This is a genomic window from Gordonia sp. i37 (assembly GCF_002043085.1).
Taxonomy (GTDB): Bacteria; Actinomycetota; Actinomycetes; order Mycobacteriales; family Mycobacteriaceae; genus Gordonia; species Gordonia polyisoprenivorans.
Genome location: NZ_MVPX01000688.1, coordinates 1 through 1229 on the forward strand (window position 1 = coordinate 1; position 1229 = coordinate 1229).

Genomic DNA, 1229 nt, shown 5'->3' on the forward strand with positions numbered 1-1229 from the left:
GAAGAACAGGGGCACACCAAAGCGCTGCGCGGACCCGATCGCGATGTCGGCGCCCTGCTCACCCGGCGGGGTGAGCAGAGTCAGCGACAGCAGATCCGCGGCGACCGCCACCAGCGCACCACGCTGATGCGACTCGGCGATCAGGGCGGTGTTGTCACGCACCGCACCACTCGCGCCCGGTGCCTGCACCACGACGCCGAACAGGTCACCTGCGGGCAATCCGACACTGAGATCGGCGACCGTGATTTCGATACCGACCGCCGCGGCACGTCCGATCAAGACCGCGAGTGTCTGTGGGAGACAATCGGAGTCGACGACCACCCGGGAGCTCGGCGAAGTCTTGTTCGCCCGCCGCATCAACAGGACCGCTTCCACGACGGCGGTGGCCTCGTCGAGCAGTGAGGCTCCCGCCAGCGGTAGTGTGGTGAGATCCTCGATGACGGTCTGGAAGGTCAGCAACGCTTCGAGACGACCTTGCGAGATCTCCGGCTGGTAGGGCGTGTAGGCGGTGTACCAGGCCGGCGACTCGAGCATGTTGCGGCGCAGCACCGCTGGCGTGATTGTGTCGTGGTAGCCGGCCCCGATCATCTGCACGCGAGGTGTGTTGTGCGCGGCCAACTCTCGTAGTGCGGTGAGCACCTCGGCCTCGGATCGGGCCGCCGGCACCTGCAGCGGGGTGTGGGTACGGATTTGCTCCGGAACCGCGGCGTCAATCAACTCATCGAGGCTGTCATAGCCCAGCACATCGAGCATCCGCGCGATCGACGAGTCGTTGGGTCCGACATGACGGGAAACAAAGTCGGGGTTGTCGGCGGCCGGCGCCGGAAACGACATAGGTGATGACACAAGGCAACTCCAGGAACAGGGGCACCCGTGGGTAAACGGGCACGTTGAGGTGGATGTGCCTCCCCGCTCTGTCCTCGACACCTGAGAGTTTGAGCCGGACCCACGCGAAAAGCGTTCCGGCGGTTCACCTTCGGTAAGACCGGTCAGCGATGACCGGAGCTATTCTCCAGAGTTGCCTCGACGCGGTGGTACATGAGCCTGAGAGATTCCTGGGGAGGATGTTGCTCCTACGGCGCCCCAGTTAAGGGGTTCTCCCACCGCGCGTCGTCGACGTATTCGGTTGTGAGAGGACACCCTACACACACCAACCAAAATTTGTCTCTTCACCGATGGGGTTGACCCCGTTTCCCGGACATCTTGATGGCCAGTGTGAGGCTGGCGGG

General features: G+C 64.0%; 1 pseudogene and 1 riboswitch. The pseudogene reads right to left on the reverse strand.

Annotated elements, in window-relative coordinates:
• A pseudogene (locus tag B1964_RS29655) lies at positions 1-834 on the reverse strand (glycine dehydrogenase (aminomethyl-transferring)); the annotation flags it as partial.
• A 188-nt stretch (positions 835-1022) separates the two neighbouring features.
• Positions 1023-1113, reverse strand: a riboswitch (glycine riboswitch).
• Positions 1114-1229 lie beyond the last annotated feature (116 nt).